Source organism: Deltaproteobacteria bacterium (assembly GCA_023382265.1).
Taxonomy (GTDB): domain Bacteria; phylum JAMCPX01; class JAMCPX01; order JAMCPX01; family JAMCPX01; genus JAMCPX01.
This window is the reverse complement of the sequence record JAMCPX010000062.1, coordinates 19,229-27,202: the sequence shown is the minus strand read 5'-3', so window position 1 is coordinate 27,202 and position 7,974 is coordinate 19,229. Positions and strand designations below refer to the sequence as shown.

Below are 7,974 nucleotides of genomic sequence, written 5' to 3'. Positions count from 1 at the left end.
GACGAAAGACGGCAGTAAGGTATGTGAATACGGCGCTGGTTGCCACATACTGGCTCATGGGCAGAAGGATCGTGGAGTATGAGCAGAGGGGAAACAAAAGAGCGGAATACGGGAAAATGCTTTTGAAGAAATTAACAGTCGATTTAATGAAAAGGTTTGGAAAAGGCTTCAGTTATGTCAATTTGAATTTAATGAGTCAATTTTATCTTATGTATCGGTCTGTAATAATTCTTCAGACACTGTCTGAAGAATCAATAACAACACCTCAGACTTTGTCCGAGATTTAATATACCACGTGGAATGATCCTCTGAAATATGTCTGTTGGTAAAGATTTTAAATCCCGCTCTGCGTGGCGCTCAAGGTAGACCTCATACACCTGTGTTATACTCCTTGAGGAAATCTTCCAATTTTTTAAACTTTAGCTGCCCCTTGCGCATTTCACCTAACATGCGGATATCCTCAAGATCCTCTGCACGTTCGAGCAATTTTTTGTATTCTACTATATCAAGTATAACCCGGGACGGTTTCCCATTTTTTACAATGATTTCTATATTTTTTTTCTTTAGCTTCATAATAACAATCTATAAATTTCCCCTGCATAAGTCAACCCAGTTATAGTCTCATTCCCTATTTATTAAGAATCTGAGGGTGCCGGATCCTGACATGTTTCAGAATACTCCTCGTTTTTTTGAAAAACGCGCCTGCTTAATCTGAATAAAATGATGAAGCAAGGCCTCATGACCCAAGCCTTGCATGAGTATTCCTAATAAGAGAGGAATCTTCTATCAGGATATAATAAAGCAATGGTGTCCCCATTTCATTATCACCGCTCAACAGCCTGTCAGCCGACCCGGTGCCAAGCTAAAGCGTTATAAACCACAAACCGCACGCCACTAAAATGATTGATGATATCTTTGTGACGATGGAGGACTTGGTAATATCTTCTTTTATAATCCCGGGGAACCAGAGGGAAAGCACGAGTCCGAAGAGGAAGACAAACAGGGGAATGGTCCCTCCGAGGACGGCGACCAGCGAGACAAGCCCCAGCGTGATCGCGTAAAAATTGCTTACCCTTCCGGCGATATAAATAAGTTCGTTGATATTCAGGATTGACCATGTACCCGCCCCTATATCCCTGATCTGTGCAAGCACCCGTGTCTTGTACAGGAAAAAAAGGATGGTGGCTCCGATGGCAACGCCGAAAAACTCCAGCGCGAGCGCGTCCCAGAAAGTCTGTTTGATGACCACGAATTTGAACATCACCGCCGGCAGGGCCCAGAGTATGCTCGCGAGCAGGACCCACCAGAATGCCTTCCGTATTTTGAAGATTCCGGCGTCCGTCTTGTGCATCGAGACGATGAAGCTCCCGGACAGGATCAGGAGAAATCCGAGCAGCTGCCTGTGCGTCAGGGTCTCTCTGAGGAAGATGGAGGACAGAAGCAGGACAAAGACCGGCATGGACTGGAACAGCGGGGAGATCCTCGAGGCGTCCTCGAGTGAGAGGGCCTTAAAATAGGGGATAAGTGCTAACTCAACCAGGACACCGGAAAGCAGTAAGACACCTGCCTGCAACGGGCCGGTTATGGAGAGCCCGTGGATAAGAACGATTATCAGGGTGAACAGAAGATCGATCCACCCGCCGAATACGGTCAGTGCAAGCGGGTCCCTGACTCTTTTCTCGATAAGGAATTTATCAAAGAGATTTGAGACAGCAAAAAGTACATTGGCAATTATGGCAAATAGTATCCACAACATAGATTCAAGTATGCCCAGTTTGTACGGCAGAGGCGCATGTCTGTCAAACAAAGCAGCTACAGCATGGAGAACTGATATTGATCTTGCAGGTTATATGTGTACGCCGAGTCATTTGTGCAGTATTTATACGTTGTATATTGATTTTTACGTTATATATCAATACAAACATTCTCCATGGATGAACTGAATAATAGCGTAAAGCAACTTGCAGGAACGTATAATTATTCGTCGCTCATAAACGATCTATCATCTCTCATCGAGCAGGGACGCAAGACGGCAGTAAGGTACGTGAACACAGCGCTGGTGCCACATACTGGCCATGGGTAGAAGGGGAACCAAAGAGCAGAGTAAAAGGTGCCGGATCCTGACATGAGACAAAGAAGAATTGTCGTTTTTTATAAGCCGCTCGATGAGAAAGATTTTTTATATAAAAAAAGAATGAAACCTCATCCTAACCTTCCCCTACAAGGGGAAGGGATTCCTCACACCCCTGCGCCCCGCTTGTTAGACAGGATGCTACATCTTTTCATAACTCCCCGACCCATCCCCCTGATGGGTACCCCGCCCCCTTACCTTAAGGGGGATGACCAGAAGGGCAAGCAATGTCACTGCTTAAAAGCGTCAGAATAGATCCTTCGTAGCGCCGCTCAGAATGACAGCAAATAAGGGGCGAACGGAGTGCTATTGAAATTCATCCGCCACGTCCCAGCTCCTTTTCCAGCTCTCTGATACTGGGAAGATTCTTTTGAAGATCAGGGGGTATGATGCGGGTAAGCTTATATTCACTCACGCCAATGGGTGTATTTGTATTGCGGAGTGTGTACTCGGCGATAAGCTTCTTCCGTGTCTTGCATAGTATTATGCCGATGCCCGGGTTATCCACATCTTGCCTGAGTTGTTCGTCCACAACTGACAAATAGAAGTTCATCTTCCCGGCAAACTCCGGCTTGAACGGTTCCATCTTCAGGTCAATGACTATGAAGCATTTGAGCCGTAAATGATAGAATAGAAGGTCGATGTAAAAATCTTCATCCTCAACTTCAAGGTGATATTGGCTACCAACAAAAGCAAAACCCACACCAAGTTCCAGCAGAAACTTCCGGATATGCTCTATCAGTCCTTTCTCCAAATCCTGCTCGGCTGCATCTTCGGAAAGCGACAAAAAATCAATAATATAGGGGTCTTTGAGTGCCTGTTGTGCAAGCTCTGATTGCTAGTGAGGAAGGGTCTGTTTGAAATTAGTGACAGCCTTCCCCTGGCGCTTATGTAAGCCACTCTCGATCTGGTGGATAAGTACAGCCCGGCTCCATCCATGCTCGATTGTTTTTTGTGCATACCAGAGACGTAAAACGGGGTTTTTGAGCTTTTCGATAATAATTACATTATGTCCCCAGGGAATTTCTGTAACAAGTTTTGGTATCTTATTGTTGTCGATTTCTCGTACAAGCGGTGCGAGCTTTCCACTGTCACCTGATTCTCGCACAGGCTGTGCGAGAACTTTTTTGGTCCATGCCAGAAAAAACGCCCGCATGCGCCAGATGTTAGATGGTGAAAAGCCCTCAATACCTTGGAATTCTTGTTGAAGGTCTGCTGCCAGCCGATCCACTATCGACTTGCCCCAGCCTTCGCTACTCTGGCGATCGGAAATGGATTTACCAATATGCCAGTATACCGTAGCCTGAAGTCAATCGTTCGCCGGACTTTTGAGAGGGCTCTCGTATCGCTGTACGCTTTATCGGCAGTAATAATTGTCCGTGTTTATTGTCCATATTCCGGCCCTTTCAGACTCTTCCGAGTCTATTCTTATCTGATTAAGTATGGAGATAAAACTTCAGAAGTATATTGATATTATTAGTTTAAGTCAATAAAGATATGACTTCGCGTACTGATGCAGTAAAATGCCCGGGATTTTACACACCCTTTGCGCTCCTCCGAAAGAGGGAACGAGGTAAAATGCCGGCGAGTTACATACCTGACCCAAGCACCGCTTGGGTAGCCCTCCCTGCTTGTTAGAGGTAAATTGAAGAACCCGATGTAAACAGCGTGGTTCTTGGCCGTAAAGGAATTGGTTTATTCTATAGCCCGCCTTGACCCAGGCCATAGGCGGGGGATTGCGGCGAGTCCCCGTTCAAAAAGGGGTATTTATTCTCATCCCTGCTTTAAAAACTCAGGTTCAGTAAATACTTTATCATTATCGGAGGTAATCATGGAACAAGAAAAAAAGGATGTTGTTTCGGAAAGTCTTGCAGCTAAGGCGATCGCGCTTTCGGGGCTTGCAAACTACCAGGAAGGCTCGGTTGTAAGCAGGACCATAATTGACAAAAAGTCCGGTACTGTCACATTTTTCGCTTTCGACAAAGGCCAGAAACTCAGCGAGCATACCGCTCCCTTCGATGCCCTGGTGTGTATGCTTGAAGGAAAAGCCGATATTTCCATTTCCGGAAAGCCCGTCACTGCAAAGGCAGGGGACATGATAATAATGCCTGCAAACCAGCCCCACGCCTTGAGTGCAACGGAGAGGTTCAAGATGCTCCTGATAATGATCCGCTCATGAACATTTTCGCAAAGTAAAATGGTAAATAAAGTAAGTCTGTGCACTTGGCAGCTATCTTGAGCGACGTGCACAGGTCACCACTGCATCGGTTTGCCGGCATGGAAAAATCCCCCGCTCCGGCTTCCGTCCTTGAGCAGTGCAGCCCACACAATGCTCTTTGCGCCTGCCTTGACATCGAGCGGGGCCGACAGGCCGCCCATGTCCGTACGCACCCATCCGGGGTGTACCGAATTCACGATAATACCTTTCGGAGAGAGTTCCGCGGCAAGGATGCGTGTCAGCATGTTGAGCCCTGCTTTTGATACAGAGTAAGCGGAGGACGGCCAGCCTTTTCGCACAGATGTACCGTCACTCACCGAACGCAGGAAACTGCGCATGAGTTCCACAAGTTCATCCCTGGTAAGTCCGGGTGATTCAAATCTGCGTCTCAGATCCCCGGACAGGCAGGAGAGCTGGCCCATGGCGCTCGAAACCATGACAATGCGCGAGCCTCCGTGCATAAGCGGCAGGAGCGCGTCCGTTACATGCATAGGACCGAAAAAATTTGTATTCACGGTAAGTTCTGCGGCCTGCCCGTCGAATCTTCCAAAATCAGACACACCAGCATTATTTACGAGTACATCTATCCCGTTCCACTTTTCCCGTACCTCATCGGCGAACCTGGATATGCTTGCTGTGTCCTGAACGTCCAGAACAGCCCATGAAACTTCAGCACCTCCGGCCGTCAGCCCGTCCGCAGCTTTTCTTACATTTGCCTCATCCCGGCCCGTAAGTATGACATGCATGCCCGACTCTTTCAACTGGCGGCAGGTCTCCAATCCAAGCCCCTTGTTTGCACCTGTTACAACTGTGATCTCCTGGTTCTCCATACAGCACCTCTCAATTATCCGGATACATGCGATATAAATAATATAATCATATTTCTATGCAGGGCAAAATTGGCAGCGACTACCCAAAAACAGTTGATTAAAATTAAAAAAAATGTATGATGTCTTATATGAAGCAGATAATCTTTTTATTAGGGGTTTTATGTATAAGTTTTATCTCCATCTTTGCAGGGTGTAAGAGCAACACTAAAAATGTGCCGGTTCTTTCTATTGAAGCTATAAAAATCTTTGGCGCCCCGGCAATACCAGGGGATACTATTACAGCAACAGTCATAGCAAACAATACGCAAGGCTCCGGATTGAACTATTCATGGACAACCTCTTCTGATTGGCAAATATCGAGTCCGAATAATACGCCTACCATAATAATATTATCGCCCGGTACATTTGGTATGGTGGGAACTGCTACCGTAATGGCGTATAATTCAAATGGCATGTCTATAACAGGTTCTATAACTTTTACCACGTATAATCAGGGTGATGAGGATATACAAAACCTCAGTGTTTTACCTGAGCCTGTTTTCACATCTGCAAGCCTTTCATGCAGTGCAACTGATCCGGATGGTGATCCGTTAAGTTATTTATGGAATGTGGGTGGAATTTATATCACGACAGGCAGTACTGCAGCATGGGAGTCGCCCGGTATCCCCGGCTATTATAATGTAAAGGTAATTGTAAATGATGGGCATGAAGGTATTGCGATAAGCACAGCTTCTATGAATATAAGTAGTTATAGTGCATGGCCCAGGTTTAACAGGGATCTGCAATCAACAGGTTTAAGCCCTATCAGCACTTCTACTAATTTTGGAGCCATTAGCTGGAGCTATACAACAGGCAGCTGGATCAATGCATCGCCTGTTATTGGTGCTGACGGTACAATTTATATTGGAGCTATGAATGGGACTCTTTATGCAATTAATTCCAACGGAGGGCTGAAATGGAGCTATTCAACAGGTACACGCAGCTGGATCGATGCATCGCCTGCTATTGACGGCAATGGAACAGTTTATGTGAATGCAATGAATGGCAATCTTTATGCACTTAATCCATCCGGAGGGCTGGAATGGAGTTATACAACCGCTTCTCAACATAAATCTTTATATCAGTTCGGTTCTTCGCCTGCAATAGGGGCTGATGGAACAATCTATTTTGGATCATCAAATGGTGTGTTTTATGCACTCAATCCGACAGACGGCACTCTCGAATGGAATTATGATTTTGGTAACAATGCTTATATAGAATCTTCGCCTGCAATAGGTTTTGACGGCATAATCTATGTAGGTTCATATAACGGTAATCTTTATGCGATTAGACCGAACGGGTCACTTAAATGGATTACGAAAATCTCTGCACCTATAGAGTCTTCGCCTGCAATAGGGGCTGATGGAACAATCTATATCGGTGCCGATGACCATACAATTTATGCGGTAAATCCTGACGGCAGTATAAAATGGTCGTATAAGACCGGCGATGAAATAATATCCACGCCGGCAATTGGTAATGATGGAACAATCTGCGTAGGCTCATTGGATAATAACCTTTATGCACTCAATCCGACAGATGGTACACTTAAATGGATATATGGATTACCAAATTCTGCCGGCTCTCCGGCAATAAGTGAAAATGGTATAATATACATTGGGTCAGTGGATGGAAACCTTTATGCGATTAACCTCAATAATGGTATACTCAGGTGGGGTGTTTCATCGCAGGGTCCGATTGTAGCCGCGCCGGCTATTGGTTCGGATGGCACAATCTACGTCGGCTCGTATGATGGAAATCTTTATGCATTACATTAACCTATAATAATAGGGTGTATGCAACGGACATTGTGGCCATCGGGATATTTATCAATGCCTGGCTCTCTTTCAAGGCATTCATTTGTTCGATAGGCACATCGTTCATAAAACCTGCATCCTGTATAATCATCATAATGTGCCCTTACCATACCGGGTATTGCATCAAGCCTTTTTTTTGAAACATCATTCATATCTGGTACTGCCTGTAGTAACGCATGGGTATAAGGATGCATTGGCTTCGTAAGGACGGAATCCGCTCCGCCTTGCTCTACAATCACACCACCATACATTACTATCAATCTGTCAACGAGTTCAGAGGTTATGCCAAGATCATGAGTTATAAGTACTAAAGTAAGATTATAACGTTTTTTAGCCTCTTTTAGAAGATCAATGATCTGCGCTTGTATTGTAACATCGAGTGCTGTTGTGGGCTCGTCTGCGATAAGAATGCGGGGATGGTTTACAAGTGCTATTGCGATTGTAACCCTCTGTCTCATGCCGCCGCTTAACATGTGTGGATACTGATGTATGAGCTTTTCGGGTTCCGGCAGGCCGACATCTTTTAATTGAGAAATGATTTTATGCTCAATATCCTGTTTCTTAATGCCGGAGTCATGAGCCTTTATTGTCTCTGCAACTTGATAACCTATTGTAAAAAGAGGATCAAGTGAAGCAAGAGGATCTTGGAATACGATGGATATGTCTTTGCCTCTTATCTTTCTTAATGACTTTTCATTGAGCGTAAGCAGGTTTTTATTGTTAAAGATAATCTCTCCTGCATCATACTCTGCATTTGAAGACAATAATTTCAGAATAGATGTGCCGAGGGTTGTCTTACCGCTCCCGCTCTCGCCTACAATACCTATGCTCTCATTATCCGGAATTGAGAAAGATATATGATCGAGTGCCTTATGCACGGCATCATTGCTTGCATACGAAACTGTGAGATCTCTTATCTCAAGTATATTTGCCATAAAG

At 45.1% G+C, this 7,974-nt stretch carries 7 protein-coding genes and 1 pseudogene; 3 read left to right on the top strand and 5 right to left on the bottom strand.

The window, feature by feature from the left end:
• Positions 1–287 (top strand): DUF1016 N-terminal domain-containing protein (locus tag M1381_11500; protein MCL4479696.1); only part of this gene is annotated, 287 nt, incomplete at its 5' end.
• A gap of 82 nt (positions 288–369) precedes the next feature.
• On the opposite strand, the gene M1381_11495 is transcribed toward M1381_11500, so the two are convergent.
• From M1381_11495 to M1381_11485, 3 genes and pseudogenes are all read right to left on the bottom strand, one after another.
• The gene (locus M1381_11495; protein MCL4479695.1) at positions 370–573 is read right to left on the bottom strand and encodes a type II toxin-antitoxin system Phd/YefM family antitoxin; all 204 of its coding nucleotides are present in this window, start codon (positions 571–573) and stop codon (positions 370–372) included.
• Between the two features lie 289 nt (positions 574–862).
• On the bottom strand, positions 863–1,807 hold the full coding sequence (locus M1381_11490) for an EamA family transporter (GenBank protein MCL4479694.1): 945 nt from the start codon (positions 1,805–1,807) through the stop codon (positions 863–865).
• A gap of 640 nt (positions 1,808–2,447) precedes the next feature.
• A pseudogene (locus tag M1381_11485) lies at positions 2,448–3,428 on the bottom strand (PDDEXK nuclease domain-containing protein).
• Between the two features lie 534 nt (positions 3,429–3,962).
• Between M1381_11485 and M1381_11480 the strand changes: the two are divergent.
• Complete coding sequence (locus tag M1381_11480) at positions 3,963–4,310, top strand: cupin domain-containing protein (GenBank protein MCL4479693.1); 348 nt, start codon at positions 3,963–3,965, stop codon at positions 4,308–4,310.
• A 74-nt stretch (positions 4,311–4,384) separates the two neighbouring features.
• On the opposite strand, the gene M1381_11475 is transcribed toward M1381_11480, so the two are convergent.
• Positions 4,385–5,179: an SDR family oxidoreductase gene (locus M1381_11475; GenBank protein ID MCL4479692.1), complete on the bottom strand. Its 795-nt coding sequence runs from the start codon at positions 5,177–5,179 to the stop codon at positions 4,385–4,387.
• A 128-nt stretch (positions 5,180–5,307) separates the two neighbouring features.
• Between M1381_11475 and M1381_11470 the strand changes: the two genes are divergently transcribed.
• Positions 5,308–6,996 (top strand): PQQ-binding-like beta-propeller repeat protein, encoded by a 1,689-nt coding sequence (locus M1381_11470; protein MCL4479691.1) that lies wholly within the window; start codon positions 5,308–5,310, stop codon positions 6,994–6,996.
• On the opposite strand, the gene M1381_11465 is transcribed toward M1381_11470, so the two are convergent.
• The gene (locus M1381_11465) at positions 6,993–7,970 is read right to left on the bottom strand and encodes an ABC transporter ATP-binding protein (protein MCL4479690.1); all 978 of its coding nucleotides are present in this window, start codon (positions 7,968–7,970) and stop codon (positions 6,993–6,995) included. The two genes, M1381_11470 and M1381_11465, sit on opposite strands and share 4 nt — an antisense overlap.
• Positions 7,971–7,974 lie beyond the last annotated feature (4 nt).